This is a genomic window from Streptomyces sp. NPDC039462 (assembly GCF_055639375.1).
Map to the genome: position 1 here is coordinate 697,099 of NZ_JBVKAO010000003.1, position 16,474 is coordinate 713,572.

15 protein-coding genes are annotated in these 16,474 nt (G+C 72.6%); 6 read left to right on the forward strand and 9 right to left on the reverse strand.

The window, feature by feature from the left end; genetic code table 11:
- Positions 1 to 40 precede the first annotated feature (40 nt).
- A complete protein-coding gene (locus ACZ7LU_RS20300; RefSeq protein WP_468088918.1) occupies positions 41 to 874 on the reverse strand; it encodes an alpha/beta fold hydrolase in 834 nt (277 codons plus the stop codon).
- Between the two features lie 187 nt (positions 875 to 1,061).
- Between ACZ7LU_RS20300 and ACZ7LU_RS20305 the strand changes: the two genes are divergently transcribed.
- Complete coding sequence (locus ACZ7LU_RS20305) at positions 1,062 to 1,952, forward strand: RNA polymerase sigma-70 factor (RefSeq protein WP_471917494.1); 891 nt, start codon at positions 1,062 to 1,064, stop codon at positions 1,950 to 1,952.
- 308 nt (positions 1,953 to 2,260) lie between these two features.
- Positions 2,261 to 3,022 (forward strand): GntR family transcriptional regulator, encoded by a 762-nt coding sequence (locus tag ACZ7LU_RS20310; RefSeq protein WP_471917495.1) that lies wholly within the window; start codon positions 2,261 to 2,263, stop codon positions 3,020 to 3,022.
- A 55-nt stretch (positions 3,023 to 3,077) separates the two neighbouring features.
- Here the strand turns inward: ACZ7LU_RS20310 and ACZ7LU_RS20315 are convergent, their stop codons facing one another.
- The 3 genes from ACZ7LU_RS20315 to ACZ7LU_RS20325 all read right to left on the reverse strand — a co-directional run bounded on the left by ACZ7LU_RS20315 (position 3,078) and on the right by ACZ7LU_RS20325 (position 6,229).
- Positions 3,078 to 4,235: an ROK family transcriptional regulator gene (locus tag ACZ7LU_RS20315; RefSeq protein ID WP_398306765.1), complete on the reverse strand. Its 1,158-nt coding sequence runs from the start codon at positions 4,233 to 4,235 to the stop codon at positions 3,078 to 3,080.
- A gap of 105 nt (positions 4,236 to 4,340) precedes the next feature.
- Complete coding sequence (locus ACZ7LU_RS20320; protein ID WP_398306763.1) at positions 4,341 to 5,003, reverse strand: response regulator transcription factor; 663 nt, start codon at positions 5,001 to 5,003, stop codon at positions 4,341 to 4,343.
- A 14-nt stretch (positions 5,004 to 5,017) separates the two neighbouring features.
- Positions 5,018 to 6,229 (reverse strand): sensor histidine kinase, encoded by a 1,212-nt coding sequence (locus ACZ7LU_RS20325; RefSeq protein WP_471145927.1) that lies wholly within the window; start codon positions 6,227 to 6,229, stop codon positions 5,018 to 5,020.
- Positions 6,230 to 6,337: 108 nt separating this feature from the next.
- Here ACZ7LU_RS20325 and ACZ7LU_RS20330 point away from each other — a divergent pair, with 108 nt between their 5' ends.
- The 3 genes from ACZ7LU_RS20330 to ACZ7LU_RS20340 are packed head-to-tail and all read left to right on the forward strand — an operon-like array spanning position 6,338 to position 8,542.
- Positions 6,338 to 7,276, forward strand: coding sequence for an ABC transporter ATP-binding protein (locus ACZ7LU_RS20330; protein ID WP_471917496.1), 939 nt, complete (start codon positions 6,338 to 6,340; stop codon positions 7,274 to 7,276).
- Between the two features lie 2 nt (positions 7,277 to 7,278).
- Complete coding sequence (locus ACZ7LU_RS20335; RefSeq protein ID WP_471917497.1) at positions 7,279 to 8,025, forward strand: ABC transporter permease; 747 nt, start codon at positions 7,279 to 7,281, stop codon at positions 8,023 to 8,025.
- 49 nt (positions 8,026 to 8,074) lie between these two features.
- Entirely contained in the window at positions 8,075 to 8,542 is a 468-nt protein-coding gene (locus ACZ7LU_RS20340) for a hypothetical protein (protein ID WP_471114665.1), read from the forward strand.
- Positions 8,543 to 8,564: 22 nt separating this feature from the next.
- Here ACZ7LU_RS20340 and ACZ7LU_RS20345 read toward each other — a convergent pair whose 3' ends face one another.
- The 5 genes from ACZ7LU_RS20345 to ACZ7LU_RS20365 form a co-directional block, all read right to left on the reverse strand.
- Complete coding sequence (locus ACZ7LU_RS20345; protein ID WP_471917498.1) at positions 8,565 to 9,626, reverse strand: enoyl-CoA hydratase/isomerase family protein; 1,062 nt, start codon at positions 9,624 to 9,626, stop codon at positions 8,565 to 8,567.
- A gap of 32 nt (positions 9,627 to 9,658) precedes the next feature.
- Positions 9,659 to 10,651, reverse strand: coding sequence for a methylmalonyl Co-A mutase-associated GTPase MeaB (gene meaB / locus ACZ7LU_RS20350; RefSeq protein ID WP_471917499.1), 993 nt, complete (start codon positions 10,649 to 10,651; stop codon positions 9,659 to 9,661).
- An 18-nt stretch (positions 10,652 to 10,669) separates the two neighbouring features.
- Entirely contained in the window at positions 10,670 to 12,871 is a 2,202-nt protein-coding gene (gene scpA / locus ACZ7LU_RS20355) for a methylmalonyl-CoA mutase (RefSeq protein WP_468558455.1), read from the reverse strand.
- Entirely contained in the window at positions 12,871 to 14,721 is a 1,851-nt protein-coding gene (gene mutA, locus ACZ7LU_RS20360; protein ID WP_471917500.1) for a methylmalonyl-CoA mutase small subunit, read from the reverse strand. Before mutA ends, scpA begins: the two co-directional genes overlap by 1 nt.
- A 150-nt stretch (positions 14,722 to 14,871) precedes the next feature.
- Complete coding sequence (locus ACZ7LU_RS20365) at positions 14,872 to 15,660, reverse strand: GNAT family N-acetyltransferase (RefSeq protein ID WP_471917501.1); 789 nt, start codon at positions 15,658 to 15,660, stop codon at positions 14,872 to 14,874.
- Positions 15,661 to 16,047: 387 nt separating this feature from the next.
- On the opposite strand from ACZ7LU_RS20365, the gene ACZ7LU_RS20370 reads away from it, so the two are divergent.
- Positions 16,048 to 16,455, forward strand: a complete 408-nt coding sequence (locus ACZ7LU_RS20370; RefSeq protein WP_471917502.1) for an SAV_915 family protein — start codon at positions 16,048 to 16,050, stop codon at positions 16,453 to 16,455.
- The last annotated feature ends 19 nt before the right edge of the window (positions 16,456 to 16,474 follow it).

The window sequence follows — 16,474 nt, forward strand, 5'->3', positions numbered from 1 at the left end:
CGGGGTGGCCCTGGGCTCCGGAGTGGTCGGCGGGCGCCGGTCAGCGCCGGCAGGTGTCGAGGATGACGCGGGCGACGAGGGCCGGGTCGTCGTTCATCGGGACGTGTCCGCAGCCGGGGAGCCGGACCAGCCGCGCGGCGGGAATGGCGTGCTTGGCGCGGACCCCTTGCCGGCGCAGGAGCAGCCGGTCCCGCGTGCCCCAGGCGATGGTGATCGGCAGGCCCGTCACATCGTTCTGGAGGAGGACGTCGCGCCCGGCCCTCAGCGTCGCCGCGAACCCCGCGGCCTCGCGCAACGCGAGCGTCTCGGCGACGACGGCCTCCGGTGAACGGCGCCACGGGCGGGCGTAGATGGTGCTCGTGAGCGCCGTGCGCCCGGCCGCACTGCGCGAAAGACGCTCTATCGCGGGCACCGGCAGCAGGCGTGCGCCCCGCCGCATGGCGAGGAGCGTGGCGAACGCGTACCGGCGCTCGGCGGGCGACCAGAAGCCGCCGGGGGAGAGGGCGGTGACGGAACGGACCAGCTTCTCGCGGGCCATTTCGAGGGCGAGCAGCCCGCCCAGGGAGTTGCCCGCCACATGCGGACGCTCCACCCCCAGCGCTTCGCACATCGCACCGAGCGCGGGGACCATCGTGGCGAGCCCGTACGCCAGCCCGTCCGGCAGGACGGGCGACCGGCCGAACCCCGGCAGGTCCACCGCGATCACGTCGTACTCGGTGGCCAGGATCTCGAACACCGGGTCCCAGGCCTGCCGATGGTGACCGATGCCGTGGAGCAGCAGCAACGGCTCACCCGCGCCCGCGCGTTCGTAGGAGATCGTCGCCGTGTGCGGGCCGTCGGGCGACGCGACGCCGAAGGAGACCTCTGTGGCCATGACTGCTCCTGTCCCTGCCGCCGGGCGACGGCCCCTGAGTGCGTTAGACACGTTGTCAGCAACAATTACCGCTCAGTAGGCGCCGGTTACAAGAGGCAGGAGCCTCCGGTTCGTTCCAGAGGCGAGAGGCTCCGGTTCGAGAAAGCGGTGCCTGGACAGGCGCGCTCCCGTGAGCTGGGATGGGAGGGTGGCTACCGACAGCATGACCGACGTCTTCGAAGAGCACCGACCAGTCCTGATGGGCGTCGCCTACCGCATGCTCGGCCGGGTGGTCGACGCGGAGGACGTCGTCCAGGAGGCGTGGCTGCGCTGGTCCGCGTCCGACCACGACCAAGTGCGCGAACCACGCGCCTTCTTGGTGCGCGTCACCACCCGGCTCGCCATCGACCGCCTGCGCCACCTGCAGTCCCGGCGCGAGGCGTACGTGGGGCCGTGGCTCCCCGAGCCCTGCGTCACCGAGTTCGGGCCGACGGTCCCCGACACCGCGGAGCGGGCCGTGCTCGCCGAGTCCGTCTCCCTTGCCGTCCTCGTGGTCCTGGAGTCCCTGTCGCCGCTGGAGCGCGCCGTGTTCGTGCTCCGCGAGGCGTTCGGGTTCCCGTACGCCGAGATCGCGGCCACGCTCGACCGCAGTGAGGCCTCCGTGCGTCAGCTCGCCGGCCGGGCCCGCAAGCACGTCGACGCGGGCCGCCCCCGCTACAAGGTGGACCCCGTCGAGCGTCGCGACCTGACCGAACGGTTCCTCGCCGCGGCGACCGAGGGCGACCTGGACGGACTGATGTCCCTCCTCGCGCCGGACGTCCGGCTTGTCGGCGACAGCGGCGGCAAGACGAAGGCCCCGCTGCGCGTCCTGGAGACCGCCGACAAGGTGGGCAGGTTCCTGCACCACACCGCGGCCAAGGTGCTCGGGGACGCGGCCGAGCTGGAATTCCGCTTCATCGAGGTCAACGGCGCCGAGTCCCTGTTCGTCCTCATCGACGGCAAGCCCGACAGCGTCTTCCAGTTGGACGTCGTCGACGGTCGCATCCAGGACGTCTACATCGTCCGTAATCCGGACAAGCTCACGGCGCTCGTTCCGTAGCATCCGGGCCCCGGATCGCCCTCAGAGGCGCATTCGCGCAGTACAGAGCCCCCGTCCGGGAAGGGCGGGGGCTCTGTCGTGCGCCCTTCGCCGGTCGTTCACGCGCGCGTGGCCGATTACGCCTGCTTGGCCCCGTGCGAACTCCGCATGAATGCTCTGTGGCATCACCCCTGTGCAGCCTGTAACGGATCCAGGATTGGTCTTGACCAAGGGTGGGTGCAGGCCTATGGTCGCAGAGATAGTGCAGGAACCTTTAATAAACAAGGGCGCTAAAACGCCGCCGGTCGACGGCGATTGCGGAGGACAGGGTGGGGACCACGCAGCTCGAAACGGCGCCGGAGCCGAAGTACTGGCACCTGAAGACGGTGCTCAGTGAGGCGCTCGACTCCGAATTCGCCGTGGGGGAGATCCTGCCGAACGAGCGCGATCTGGCGGCCCGGTTCGGTGTCGCCCGCGCCACGCTCCGGCAGGCACTGGAACAGCTGGAACTGGAAGGCAGGCTGCAGCGCCGCCGTGGAGTGGGCACGACTGTCGCCCCGCCGCGGATGGGTGTGGCCGTCGGATCCGCGCAGGGCGCCTGGCCGGGCGCGGTCGGCGACGCCTGGCAGCCCGCCGACTGCGCCCCGGCGGCCCCGCCCGCGGAGGTGGCCCGCATGCTGGGGCTCTCCGCGGACGAGCAGGTGCACGTGGTGCGCCGCACCCGCGTCTCGAACGGCCAGCCGGTGGCCGCCGAGCTGCTGTACGTGCCCATGTCGTCGGTCGCCGAACTGGCCGGCATGGACGCCCCGTCCGGCGCGGCACGCGCGCGTGTGGTCCTGCGCGACCTGGCCAGGCTCGCCCTCGAAGGCCAGGACCGAGCCGTCGAGCTCGGCTCCGCCCGCGCCGACGACGCCAAGGCGCTCGACCGCCTTCCCGGAGCGCCGGTGCTCGTCGTGACGACCCGCTTCTTCGCCGAAGGGCGTACGGCGGCGGTGTCCGTGGCCACGTACCGCGCCGACACCTGCAGGCTCACCTTCGGAGACACCGGCGGCGTGGAGATACACCACGAGTCGGAGCACGACGCTTCCTGACGCCCGGCCGCCGGCCGCCGCCGGCCGCCGCCTGCCGCCGCCGTGGAGGGGCTCCTCACCGCCGCGCGGTGACGGTCCCCTCGACGGCGAAAAGCTGCTCCTCGACGTGGTCGAGCGCCAGCCGCAGCGCGCCGGTCGACACCGCCGCCTCACCGAGCAGGGACAGCGCGACCCGCGGCGGCCGCAGGCAGTAGCGCGCCAGCTCCCGGTGCAGCGGCTCCAGGACGCCGTCCAGGCCCGCCGCCCAGCCGCCTACCACGACCAGCTCGGGATCGAGGGCGAGGACCAGCGCCGCCACGTCGTGCACGAGCCGCTGGATGAAGCGCTCCACGGCCGCCTGGGCCCGCTCGTCCCCCTCGCGCGCGTGGGCGAAGACCTCGGCGACCGCCGGCTCGTCCAGGGGATGCAGCGGCTCACCCGTGGTGGAGAGCAGCGTCTCCGGAGTGACCTCCCGGCCCAGCAGGTGCAGCGCGCCGATCTCACCCGCCGCACCGCCGTACCCCCGGTGGAGCCGCCCGCCGATCAACGACCCCGCACCCGGACTCAGCCCCGCCAGGACGAACACCACGTCGTCGGTGTCGGTCGCCGCGCCCTTCCAGTGCTCGGCCACAGCCGCGGCGTTGGCGTCGTTCTCCACCAGGACCGGGCACTTGAACGACCGGCGTAGCCGCTCGCCCAGCTGGAGCCCCGTCCACTCGGGCAGCGCCGTGCTCAGCCGCACCGTGCCGTCCGCGTCCAGGATCCCGGGGCTGCCCACCCCGACGGCGCGCAGCGAACTGCGGGCGATCCCCGCCCGGCGCAGCAGATCGGCGACCGCGGTCCGCAGCCGCTCCAGCCGGTCGTCCGCGGAGGCCTCCTCGGAGACAGCCTTCGACGCCGTGCCGAGGACCTTGCCGTCCAGATCGGAGAGGACGGCGGCCACCCGGTGCGGGCCGATCTCCAGACCGAGCAGATGACCCGCCTCCGCACGGAACCGGAACTTCCGCGCGGGCCGTCCCTGCCGCCGGGCACCGACCTCCTCGGCCGCGGACTCCACCACGAGCCCGGCCTCTATGAGCCCCTCGACGACCCCCTCGACGGTGGGCCGGGAGAGCCCGGTCACGCGGGTGATCTCCGTGAGCGTCGCCAAGTCCGCGGCGCGCAGCGCGTGCAGCACCACCGCGGAGTTGATCCGCCGCAACAGAGAGGGGTCCCCGCCGGTCAGCCGCCCCAACGTCCGTCCTCCCAGCTCGTGCGCATGATGGCCGGATCGTACTCGCACGACGGTTCGACGGCGAGTGCCGGGCCCGCCCGCGGACCGCGCGGCTCCGTCATCCCGTCACCCCGGAGAGACGAAACCGGATTCGTACGCGGCGATGACCGCCTGCGTCCGGTCCCGCGCGCCCAGCTTCGCGAGCACGGCACTGACGTGCGACTTGACCGTCTCCGTGCCGACGACAAGGCGGGCGGCTATCTCCGCGTTCGACAGGCCGCGTGCCATCAGCCGCAGCACCTCCGCCTCGCGCTCGGTCAGCGCCGCCCTCTCCAGGGTGGCCCGCGCCTGCGGATTGCCGCGCTCCCCGCCGTACTCGCCGGCCAGCTGCCGGACGGCCTGCGGGAACAGCAGCGACTCGCCCTCCGCGACCAGCCGCACCGCGTGCACGATCTCCGCCGGCCTGGCCCGCTTCAGCAGGAACCCGTCGGCGCCCGCGCGCAGCGCCTCGTACACGTACTCGTCGTTCTCGAAGGTCGTCACCACCAGGATCTTCGGCGGGTCCTGCACCGTGCGCAGCACCGCGCGCGTGGCCTCGATGCCGTCGAGCAGCGGCATGCGGACGTCCATGGCGACCACGTCGGGGCGCAGTTCACGGACGAGCGGGATGACCGCGGCGCCGTCCGCCGCCTCGCCGACCACCCGGATGTCGGGCTGTGCCTCCAGGACGGCCCGCAGACCCGCGCGCACGAGAGGTTCGTCGTCGACGAGGAGCACTGTGACCGGCATCCGGCCAGCGTAGATCATTTCAGCGGCAGCTCGACGTGCACCTGCCATTCATCGTCGTGCGGTCCCGTCGTGGCACGCCCGCCGAGCAGTGTGGCTCGCTCCCTGATGCCGCGGAGCCCGCTGCCGCCGCGTCCGGTGACAGCCGTCGACTCCGGCGGGAGCGCGTTGCGTACGTTCATCACCAGGCGGGCGTCGTCGACGGCTATCCGCAGCCGCACCGGCACCGGACCCGAGTGACGCAGGACGTTCGTCAACGCCTCCTGGAGCATGCGGTAGCCCTCGCGGGAGACCGGCCCCGGCACCCGCTCCACCGGGCCCGTCACCTCGACGTCGACCTTCGCCCCCGAGGCGCGGGCGGAGTCCAGCAGGCGCTCGGCGTCGGCGAGCGTCGGCCGGGCGCTCGCGGGCCGCCCGTCTTCGCGCAGCACGCGCAACACCCGCTCCAGGTCCTCCAGCGCGGCCCGGCCCGTCTCCTCCACGGCCTCCAGGGCGCGGTCGGTGAACTCCGGGTCGCCCGCGGCCCTGGCGGCGCCCGCCTGGACGACGGCGACGGTCAGCGCGTGACCGATGGAGTCGTGCAGTTCCCGCGCGATGCGGTTGCGTTCGAGGAGCTGCTCGGTCCGCTCCTCCAGGACGGCGAGGCGCTCGGCGGGGGAGGGGCCGAGGAGACGGCGCGCGGCCCGGGCCATCAGGCGGCCCAACGCGACGATCATCGCGAACTCGGCCAGGACCAGGAGAACGCCCAGCGGCAGCGCCGCCCACCCGCGCACGACCGGCAGCAGCAGCCCGTCGGTGTCCGACGGCTCGTCGTTCGCGCCGAGCGACGCGAAGACCATCCCGATGAGCTGGCCCGTCATCAGGACCATGGCGCAGCCGGCCTCCAGCCGGAGCACGAGCCACAACGCGGTTCTGCCACGGTCGCGCCACGAGGCCGACGGAGCCACCGAGATGCCCGGATCCTCCCCGTCGCCCCCCGTCGCGTGCGGGCCGGGGAACAGCATCATCCGGGCCTGCAAGCCCTCCGCACGCCGCATGGCGGGCACCATGGCCGCGATCAGCAGCAGGGGAACGGGATCGAGCACCACGAGCAGCCAGGTGGTGCGTGAGGGACTGGAGAGCCCCGGGTAGATCGCGCCGCAGACCCAGGCGACCCCCGAACCGATGAGGAGGTGCAGCCACCGCGTATAGGTGACCGCACGCGTCAGAGGTCTCAGCAAGCCGGGCATTCCGCCATCGTGCCAGGTGACGCGGGCCGCCCGGCTCCCCCGTGCGGGGGAGACGATCTCCCCGGGCGGGGGAAGACCCCGACGGGCCGCGGCCGCGAGGCTGAGTCCATGACCAGCATCGACGTCCAAGACCTCACCAAGGAGTACGGCACGACCCGCGCCGTGGACGCCCTCACGTTCAGCGTCCGCCCCGGCCGTGTCACCGGCTTCCTCGGCCCCAACGGCGCCGGCAAGTCCACCACCATGCGCCTCGTCCTCGGCCTGGACCGCCCCACCTCGGGCACGGCCACGGTGGGCGGCCGCCCCTACACCGAGCTCACCGACCCGCTGCGCCACGTCGGGGCGCTCCTCGACGCCCAGGCACCCCACGGGTCGCGCACCGCCCGCAACCACCTCCTCGCCCTCGCGGTGAGCAACCGCCTCCCGGCGCGCCGCGTCGACGAGGTGCTCGACGAGGCGGGGCTCGGGTCCGTCGCGGACAAGAGGATCAAGACGTTCTCGCTGGGCATGCGGCAGCGGCTCGGCATCGCGGCGGCGCTCCTGGGCGATCCCCAGGTAGTCCTGCTGGACGAGCCCTCCAACGGCCTCGACCCCGAAGGCATCATCTGGATCCGTGAGTTGATGCGGCGCCTGGCCAGGGAGGGCCGCACCGTCCTCGTCTCCAGCCACCTCATGAACGAGACCGCGACCTTCGCCGACCACCTCGTGGTCCTCGGCCGGGGCAGGCTCCTCGCGGACCACCCCATGTCCGAGTTCATCGAGGCCCACAGCCACGCGCGGGTCCGCGTGCGCACGACGGACCCGGACCGGCTCCGCGGCATCCTGTCGGCGAAGGGCTACGCCCTCGGAGAGGCCATGGACGGCCGGTGGACCGTCGACGGGGCCAGGGCCGAGGAGATCGGCGCCATCGCTGCTAGCGCCGGGGTCCCGGTCCTCGAACTCGCCGACGAACAGGCCTCCCTGGAGCAGGCCTACCTCGCCCTGACGGCCGACGAGACCCAGTTCAAGGCGACCACCAACACCGCCACGTCCCGCCAGGAGGCCTGACCATGTCGAACACCGCCGCGCTGCCCGCGGCCCACGCCGAGTGGATCAAGATCAGGACCCTGCGGTCCAACTGGGGCTCACTGATCGCCGTGTTCGCGGTGACCGTCGCCATCACCGCCCTGGCCTTCGCGTCGGTCGGCCAGGCCGAGGCGGACAACGCGGACGCCGAGCCGCTGTTCGACGCCTTCTACGCCCTCAACTTCGGTCAGATCGCGGCCATCAGCTTCGGCGCCACCGCCGTCTCCGCCGAGTACACGAGCGGCGCCCTGCGGATCTCGCTCGCCGCCGTGCCGCGTCGCGGACTCTTCTACGGCGCCAAGATGGCGGTCGTCGGCGGCCTCGCCCTGCTCGCCGGACTCGCCACCGCCTTCAGCGCCTTCCTGACCGGCCAGGCCTTCATGGGGGACCACGCGATCGGGCTCGGCCACCCGGGAGCGGTGCGGGCCTGCGTCGGTGGTGGTGTCTACCTGGCGCTGATGGCACTCCTCGCGGCCGGTCTGACGGCCGTGCTGCGCAGCGGAGTCGCCGTCCTGAGCATCCTCATCCCCTTCACCCTGATCGTCTCCTTCGTGGTCGGCGACGTGGCGAGCGGCGCCGCGGGCTACCTGCCCGACAAGGCGGGCCAGCAGGTGCTGCACGAGAACCCGGCGGGCGGCCTCGGTCCGTGGGCCGGGCTCGCGGTGTGCGCCGCCTGGGCGGCCGCCGCGCTCCTCGCCGGCTGGTGGGCGGTCCGGCGCCGCGACGCGTGACTGATTGTCAGTGGCGCCCGCTTTACTGGGTGGCATGAGTCTGGATGCCATGAGTACCGCACAGCATCTCGCCACGCTCGACCTGCTGCGCTCCCGGGACTTCCCCGCCGAGCACGGCAGGTCGCCGAGCGGTTCCGGGGGACCCGGGTTCCATATCGCCGAGTTACTGACGAGCGACACCTTCTGGGAGGACGACGGCACCCGCCGCGAGGCCACCGAGGAGCAGTACGAGGCAGAGCGCGACGCGCTGACCGTGCTCCTCACCGACCGCTGGGGGCCGCCGCAGCAGTTCAGCCTGGCGAGCCTCTTCGAGCGCACCGTGGCAGTGGACTTCGGCGACGCGGACGGCGACGCGGCCGAGGAGATACCGGAGCCGTGGGCCCACTTGAGCTCCTGCGTGCCGGATCTGCACCTGTGGCAGGTGGACGGCCGCTGGATAGCCCTCGGCATCGCGCAGTGGGACAAGGAGCTGCCCTTCCAGCTCCTCGCCGTGGTCACGGAGACGGACCCGCCGTGACGGCGAAAGCGCCGAGATCTCGTCAGAGGAGGCCCAGCGAGTCCCTGCCCGTCGGCCCGAAGTACCGGGCGACGTCCGCATCCGTCACCTGCCCCAGCTCCGCGGGCGACCAGCGCGGCCTGCGGTCCTTGTCGACGACCTGGGCCCTGATGCCCTCGGGCAGGTCGGGCGAGCCCAGCGCGGCACAGGAGACGCGGTACTCCTGATCGAGGACGGCCTCCAGGGACGGCAGCTCACGGGCCCGGCGCAGCGCGGCCAGGGTGACCTTCAACGAAGTCGGCGACTTCGCCAGGATCGTCTCGGCCGCCTCCTTCGCGTGCCGGTCGCCGCAGGCGTGCAGCCGGTCGACGATCTCCTCCACGGAGTCCGCCGCGTAGCAGTGGTCGATCCACTCGCGGTGCCCGGCCAGTTCACCGGCGGGAGACTCGGCCGCGTACTGCCGTACGACATCGGCCGCCTCCGACCCGGCGAGCGCCGCGGTGAACTCCCGCAGCCGCTCCGACGGTACGAAGTGGTCGGCGAGCCCGCACAGCAGCGCGTCGCCCGCGCCCACCGCCGTGCCGGTGAGGGCGAGATGGGTGCCGAGCTCGCCGGGCGTGCGCGTGAGGAGGTACGTACCACCCACGTCGGGCACGAAGCCGATGCCGGTCTCCGGCATCGCGACCCGCGACCGCTCGGTGATCACCCGCACGCTCCCGTGCGCCGACACACCGACGCCGCCGCCCATCACGATGCCGTCCATGACGGCCACGTACGGCTTCGGGAAGCGGGCGATCCGGGCGTTGAGCAGGTACTCGTCGTGCCAGAACGCGGCCGACGCCTCCGCACGGCCCGCGCGGACGTCGTCGTGGATGGAGCGGATGTCGCCGCCCGCGCACAGCCCGCGCTCCCCGGCGCCGGTGAGGACCACCGTCGCCACCGAATCGTCCCGCTCCCACGCGTCGAGGGCGTCCGCCATGATCCGCACCATGGCGTGGTTCAGGGCGTTGATGGCCCGGGGCCGGTTCAGGACGAGGTGTCCGGCGCGGCCCTCACGGCGGAGCAGCACGGGGGAGTCGTCGGGCGCGTCGGGCGTGGCGTGCATGGTGCGGGTGGCTCCGTTCGGGTGGGGCGGGGTCAGGGGCGGTCGGTCCGGAACGCGTCGAGGATCCGCTCGGCGGCCGACGTGGCCGTCAACGTACCCTCGCGGACGCGCTGTTCCAGCTCCGGGGCCACCCGCTGCACCTCCGCGTCGCCGCGCAGCCTGCCGAGGAGTTCGTCCCGCACCATCGACCACGTCCAGTCGACCTGCTGGTCGCGGCGCTTGGCAGCGAGGCGGCCGGTCGAGTCGAGGAGGCCGCGGTGCTGCTCGATGCGCTCCCAGAGTGTGTCCAGACCGCTCGACTCACGGGCGCTGCACGTCAGGACCGGCGGGGTCCAGGCCGAGTCGGCGGGGTGCATGAGACGCAGGGCGCCCGCGAGTTCACGCGCGGCCGAGCGCGCGTCGCGCTCGTGCGGCCCGTCCGCCTTGTTCACCGCGATGACGTCCGCGAGCTCGAGCACACCCTTCTTGATGCCCTGCAGCTGGTCGCCCGTGCGGGCGAGGGTCAGCAGCAGGAACGTGTCGACCATGTTCGCGACCGCCGTCTCCGACTGGCCGACGCCCACGGTCTCCACGAGCACCACGTCGTACCCCGCCGCCTCCATCACCACGATCGACTCCCGCGTCGCCTTGGCGACCCCGCCGAGCGTCCCGGCGGAAGGAGAGGGACGTACGAAAGCGGCGGGATCCAGCGAGAGCCGCTCCATCCTGGTCTTGTCGCCCAGGATGGAGCCGCCCGTGCGAGTGGACGAGGGGTCGACGGCGAGCACCGCGACCCGGTGGCCGAGCGACGTGAGCATGACGCCGAGCGCGTCGATGAACGTGGACTTGCCCACGCCCGGCACCCCGCTGATGCCGACCCGCCGCGCCCGACCGCTGTGCGGAAGCAGCTCCGTCAGCAACTCCTGCGCCAGGGCACGGTGCTGGGGCCGCGTCGACTCGACGAGGGTGATGGCGCGCGCCACGTACGCGCGCTTCCCGTCGAGGACGCCCTTCACATACGCATCGATGTCGATCGTCACAGGCATGGACTGGCCCTCACCGGCTCACAGCTCGTGGCCGAGATCGGCCGCCAGACGCTTCACCAGGTCGTGCGCCGCGTCCGGGATCACCGTGCCGGGCGGGAACACCGCCGTGGCGCCCGCCTCGTGCAGGGCTTCGACGTCCTGCGGCGGGATGACGCCGCCCACGACGATCATGATGTCGTCGCGGCCCTCGGCGGCCAGCTCCTCGCGGAGTGCCGGTACGAGGGTGAGGTGCCCTGCGGCCAGCGAGGAGACGCCGACGATGTGCACGTCCGCCTCGACGGCCTGGCGCGCGACCTCCGCCGGCGTCTGGAACAGCGGGCCGACGTCGACGTCGAAGCCCAGGTCGGCGAAGGCGCTCGCGATCACCTTCTGGCCGCGGTCGTGGCCGTCCTGACCCATCTTCGCGACGAGGATGCGCGGCCTGCGCCCCTCGGCCTCGTCGAACGCGTCCACCAGGGCACGCGTCCGCTCGACGGACGGGGAGTGGCCTGCTTCGGTGCGGTACACACCGGAGATCGTACGGATCTGGCCCGCGTGCCGCCCGTACACGCTCTCCAGTGCGTCGGAGATCTCACCGACCGTGGCCTTCGCCCGGGCGGCGTCGACCGCGAGCGCGAGCAGGTTGCCCTCCAGTCCCTGGCCGGGACCCCGCTCGGCCGCCGCCGTCAGGGCGCGCAGCGCGTCCTGGCAGGCGGCGTCGTCACGCTCCTCGCGCAGGCGCCGCAGCTTCTCGATCTGCTGGGCGCGCACCGAGGAGTTGTCGACCTTCAGGACGTCGATCTGCTCGTCGGTGTCCACGCGGTACTTGTTGACGCCGATGACGGGCTGGCGCCCCGAGTCGATGCGGGCCTGGGTGCGCGCCGCGGCCTCCTCGACGCGCAGCTTCGGGATGCCCGCGTCGATGGCCTGCGCCATGCCGCCCGCCGCCTCGACCTCCTCGATGTGCTGCCAGGCGCGGCGCGCCAGGTCGTACGTCAGCTTCTCCACGTACGCGCTGCCGCCCCACGGGTCGATCGTCCGCGTCGTCCCCGACTCCTGCTGGATGAGCAGCTGGGTGTTGCGGGCGATCCGCGCGGAGAAGTCGGTCGGCAGGGCGAGCGCCTCGTCCAGGGCGTTCGTGTGCAGGGACTGCGTGTGGCCCTGCGTCGCCGCCATCGCCTCGACACACGTGCGCGTGACGTTGTTGAACACGTCCTGCGCGGTCAGCGACCAGCCCGACGTCTGCGAATGGGTGCGCAGGGAGAGGGACTTGGCGTTCTTCGGGTCGAACTGCTTCACGAGCTTCGCCCAGAGCAGGCGCGCCGCGCGGAGCTTGGCGACCTCCATGAAGAAGTTCATGCCGATCGCCCAGAAGAAGGAGAGCCGCGGCGCGAACGCGTCCACGTCCAGGCCCGCCTCCTGCCCGGCCCGCAGGTACTCCACACCGTCGGCGAGCGTGTACGCCAGCTCCAGGTCGGCCGTCGCACCCGCCTCCTGGATGTGATAGCCGGAGATCGAGATGGAGTTGTAGCGCGGCATCTTCTGCGACGTGTACGCGAAGATGTCGGAGATGATCCGCATCGAGGGCTTCGGCGGATAGATGTAGGTGTTGCGGACCATGAACTCCTTGAGGATGTCGTTCTGAATGGTCCCCGCCAGCTTCTCCGGCGGTACGCCCTGCTCCTCGGCCGCCACGATGTACAGCGCGAGAACGGGCAGCACGGCGCCGTTCATCGTCATCGACACCGTCATCTTGTCCAGCGGAATGCCGTCGAAGAGCTGACGCATGTCGTAGATGGAGTCGATGGCCACGCCCGCCATGCCGACGTCACCGGTGACGCGCGGGTGGTCGCTGTCGTACCCGCGGTGCGTGGGCAGGTCGAAGGCGACCGAGAGCCCCTTCTGCCCTGCCGCGAGGTTGCGGCGGTAGAAGGCGTTGGACTCCTCGGCGGTGGAGAACCCCGCGTACTGCCGGATCGTCCACGGCTGGTTCACGTACATCGTCGGGTAGGGACCGCGCAGATACGGCGCGACACCCGGGTACGTCTCCAGGAAGTCCAGGCCCTCGACGTCGGCGCCCGTGTACAGCGGCTTGACCGCGATGCCCTCGGGCGTCTCCCACAGGAGGTCGGACTCGGACTTGCCGACGGACTCCTTCACGGCGGCGCGCCACTGCTCCGCCGAGCCGGACGGGCCGCCGCCCGCGCCCAGTTCGATGTCGTCGAATTCGGGGATCCGCATTACGCCACTCCCATGCGGTCGAGGGTGGAGGTGAGCACCGCGACCGCGTCGCAGCCCGCGAAGACATACTCGTCGATGTCGGCGAACTCCCCGCGCCCCGCGAGGAACACCCGCAGCGCGCCCGCCGACTTCAGGGCCCGCGCGACCGCTTCCGCCTGCTCGGCGTAGAGCGCGTCGCTGGAGCAGAGGCACGCGACCGTGGCGCCGCTCGCCGCGAACGCCTCGGCGGCCGTCTCCGCGTCCACCGACACCGGGTCGTGCACCGGCTCGACGCCGCCCGCCATGAAGAGGTTGGCGGCGAACGTCGCGCGCGCCGTGTGCGCGGCGGCCGGCCCCAGCGCGGCGATGAACGCCTTCGGGCGGGCGCCGGTCGCTTCCAGGTGCGCGTCCGAGCGGCCGCGCAGCTCCTCGTACGCCTCGTCGCGGCGCACCCGGGGCAGACCGCCGGACGGGGCGGCGGGCGCGGGCTCGCGCTCGACCGGGCGCTCGGTGAGCAGCGGGAACTCGCTGACGCCCGTGATCGGTTCGCGGCGCCGGGCCAGCTTCTTCCTGCGCTCGGCCCAGGTCGCGGCGATCCGGTCGCCGACCAGGCCGGAGCGCAGCGCCGCGACCTGACCGTCCGCGCGCTCGATCTCCTTGAAGAAGTCCCAGGCCGCGTGGGCGAGTTCGTCGGTGAGCCGCTCCACGTACCAGGAGCCGCCCGCCGGGTCGATGACACGCGCGAGGTGCGACTCCTCGAGGAGGATCGTCGACGTGTTGCGGGCGATGCGGCGCGCGAAGGCGTCCGGCAGCCCGAGCTCGTGGTCGAACGGCAGGACCGTGACGGCGTCGGCACCGCCCACACCCGCGCCGAGGCACGCCACGGTGGTCCGCAGCATGTTCACCCACGGGTCGCGGCGGGTCATCATCACCGGCGAGGTCACCGCGTGCTGCCGCTGCGCCCCGGCGGCCGGCACCCCGGACACCTCGGCGACACGCGCCCAGAGGCGGCGCGCGGCGCGCAGCTTGGCGATGGTGAGGAACTGGTCGGCGGTGGCCGCGAACCTGAACTCCAGCTGCGCGAAGGCCTTCTCGACGCCTAGACCCTTGTCGTGCAGGGCGCGCAGATACTCGACACCGGTGGCGAGCGAGGCGCCGAGCTCCTGCGCGGCGGAGGCACCCGCCTCGTGGTACGGCAGCGCGTCCACGGTCAGCGCGCGCAGACCGGGATAGCGCTCCCCGCACAGCCGGGCCAGTTCGGCGACCGCCGCGAACGAGGTGCTCTTCTCCCCGGTGCGGGCCTCGTGCCCGAGCGGGTCGGCGCCGAGCGTGCCGCGCACCGCGTCGTCGGCGACGCCCGCGGCCTCGTACAGGCGCAGCAACTCCCGGGCGGCGGTCGCGGACTCGCTGCCCGCGTCGAGCGCGACGGGCACCAGGTCGAGGTAGACGCCGTCGAGCGCACGCTCCAGACCGGTGACCGGAAGGCCGGCGGAGCCCAGCGTCAGCCAGAGCGAGGTGACGCCGTTCTCCAGATCGGTGAGGACCGCTTCATTGGTGCGCGCGGGATCGGCGCTCGCGTACCGCTGCCGGACGTCCCAGCCGCCCGGGGTGTTGCCCTCGGGAACGGAACCCCTGACGAAAGGGGCGAAGCCGGGGAAACCGGCGTCGGGCGCGGCGTCGCGCGCGGTGTACAGGGGGCGGGTGGTGAGCCCGTCCTCGAGGGTGGTGGACAGCGCTTCCTCTGCGGCCGTCCCCGATACGTCCTTACCCGACTTGCGCAGCACGCCTTCCACAAGGCGGTGCCACTGCTCATGGGTCGCATCAGGGAACTCGGCGGCCAGGGAAAGCCCGTCGTCAGGCAGGACCGTCATGCCCCGATGCTAGGGCGCAACCCATGGCACGCGGTGCCACCGAAGGCTGTGACCTTGCCCTCTTCTGATCGCTCTTGATCTCGAACGAGCGGGCGGCTAATGCTTGGCATGTCAGGCGCGCATGTCAGGCGCGTACGTCAGCCGGGTACGTCAAGCGGGCACGTCCGTTGCGTGCCGGGGCGGTGCCACGTGCTTTCCGGTGACGTACTGCACGTACTCGCGCTTGAGCCGGAAGCCCGCCGTCCAGGCCAGCAGGCGGCTCGGGCGGTTCTCGCGCCCGCAGGACCAGCTCGCCGTGCGCCCGCGCGCGGTGATGTCCGCGCAGAGGGCCGTGACACAGGCGAGGGCGAGGCGCTCGCGGCGGCGCTCGGGCGTGGTGAGCACGGCGACGTCCTCGTACGCCTGTCCGGTGAAGTAGCCGCAGGCCACGGCGGCGACGCGGCCGTCGCGGTCGACCGCGGCCCAGCCGTGCCCGGAGGCCGCGAGGCCCTCGGGCCCGCCCCAACTGTCGTATATCCAGGACGAGTCGGCCGAGAGGGCGGCGAGCGCGGGCGCGTCCGTGGGCGTCAGACGGCGGACGGTCACACCCCGCGGCGGACGGGGCGGCTCCACCGGCTCCCGGTGGATGTACACCATGCGTTCGTCCGGTACGACGCGGTCGAAGGCGCTGCCGAGGACCGGCAGGAAACGGACCGGAGCCTCGACATGGCTGTGCGCGAAGGGAGCCAGCAGACCGGGCGCGACACTGCCGGGATCACCGCTCAGCAGCACATGACCGGCGCACGAGACCGCCACGGCCCGCGGGTCCAGGGCGCGATCGGCCCACCAGCTGCCGACACCGGTGGCCGTGACGTGCTCGGGCAGGGCGGCGGGCCCGGGAGCCCCGGGAGCGAACCAGCGGGGCTCGGCGGGCAGGTGGTGCGGCGGAAGCTGGATCATCGGGGCTCCTCCGGAGTGAAACCTTCGAGTGAAACGGGGAGCCGGGCCGGGACGGGCCGTGACCGGGGGCCGGCCGGCTGTCCCGGCCGCCGGGTTCCCGCTCCGTGGGTCATCCAACTGGTCCGCGCGCACGGACCGCAAGAGCGTCCCGCCGCTTTGATGCCGGCCTGATCGACTTTGACGCCGCCCTGATCAACGGCACGGGCCGTGCGCCAGCATCGCGTCAGGGGTGGGCGCGGTTACGTCAACGTCGCGTCATGAGCGGTCGGTTGGCACCCCGTACCGGGCATAACGTCGTCGTGTGCTGCGGAGCTCCGAACGGGCCCGCGGCGCTTCTCAGCTTTCCTGCAGTCCCTGTCTCTGTCTCTGTCTCCACTGGAGGTACCCATGGCCGAGCTCCCGTGCGGCGAGGACCCCGAGCCCTGTGAACCGGGCCCGGCCGGGCCGCTGTTCGTCCCCGTCCGGCCGGGACCCGCGGGCTGCGTGGCCCGCCTGTTCCGCACACCCGTCGGCGGGCGCACCGCCGTCGCCTTCACGACTCCGCACCGCCTGAGCGCCGCACTCGGTCACCGGCAGGCCTGGATCAGGCTCTCCGAACCGGCGCTGCGGTCTCTCGCCGAGCCGCTCGGCGTCAGCGACGTCACCGTCGATCCCCGCCTCGCCGCGCACCCCGTCGGTCCGCCGCAGCCGATCGTCGTCGGCCGGGGCCTGGCCCCGCGGAGGGGCGGAGACGCACCACGGGACACCGGCGCGGCCGCCGCCCTCGTGGGCGCTCTGACATCCCGGAACGACTGAAGACGACGAGAGAAGCTGT

Bases quoted from the DNA above. Each gene is read 5' to 3' on its own strand.
- ACZ7LU_RS20345 (WP_471917498.1), bottom strand. From the start codon at position 9,626: ATGCACGCCACGCCCGACGCGCCCGACGACTCCCCCGTGCTGCTCCGC.
- scpA (WP_468558455.1), bottom strand. From the start codon at position 12,871: ATGCGGATCCCCGAATTCGACGACATCGAACTGGGCGCGGGCGGCGGC.
- meaB (WP_471917499.1), bottom strand. From the start codon at position 10,651: ATGCCTGTGACGATCGACATCGATGCGTATGTGAAGGGCGTCCTCGAC.
- ACZ7LU_RS20300 (WP_468088918.1), bottom strand. From the start codon at position 874: ATGGCCACAGAGGTCTCCTTCGGCGTCGCGTCGCCCGACGGCCCGCAC.
- ACZ7LU_RS20325 (WP_471145927.1), bottom strand. From the start codon at position 6,229: ATGCCCGGCTTGCTGAGACCTCTGACGCGTGCGGTCACCTATACGCGG.
- ACZ7LU_RS20370 (WP_471917502.1), top strand. From the start codon at position 16,048: ATGGCCGAGCTCCCGTGCGGCGAGGACCCCGAGCCCTGTGAACCGGGC.
- mutA (WP_471917500.1), bottom strand. From the start codon at position 14,721: ATGACGGTCCTGCCTGACGACGGGCTTTCCCTGGCCGCCGAGTTCCCT.
- ACZ7LU_RS20330 (WP_471917496.1), top strand. From the start codon at position 6,338: ATGACCAGCATCGACGTCCAAGACCTCACCAAGGAGTACGGCACGACC.
- ACZ7LU_RS20365 (WP_471917501.1), bottom strand. From the start codon at position 15,660: ATGATCCAGCTTCCGCCGCACCACCTGCCCGCCGAGCCCCGCTGGTTC.
- ACZ7LU_RS20320 (WP_398306763.1), bottom strand. From the start codon at position 5,003: ATGCCGGTCACAGTGCTCCTCGTCGACGACGAACCTCTCGTGCGCGCG.
- ACZ7LU_RS20335 (WP_471917497.1), top strand. From the start codon at position 7,279: ATGTCGAACACCGCCGCGCTGCCCGCGGCCCACGCCGAGTGGATCAAG.
- ACZ7LU_RS20340 (WP_471114665.1), top strand. From the start codon at position 8,075: ATGAGTACCGCACAGCATCTCGCCACGCTCGACCTGCTGCGCTCCCGG.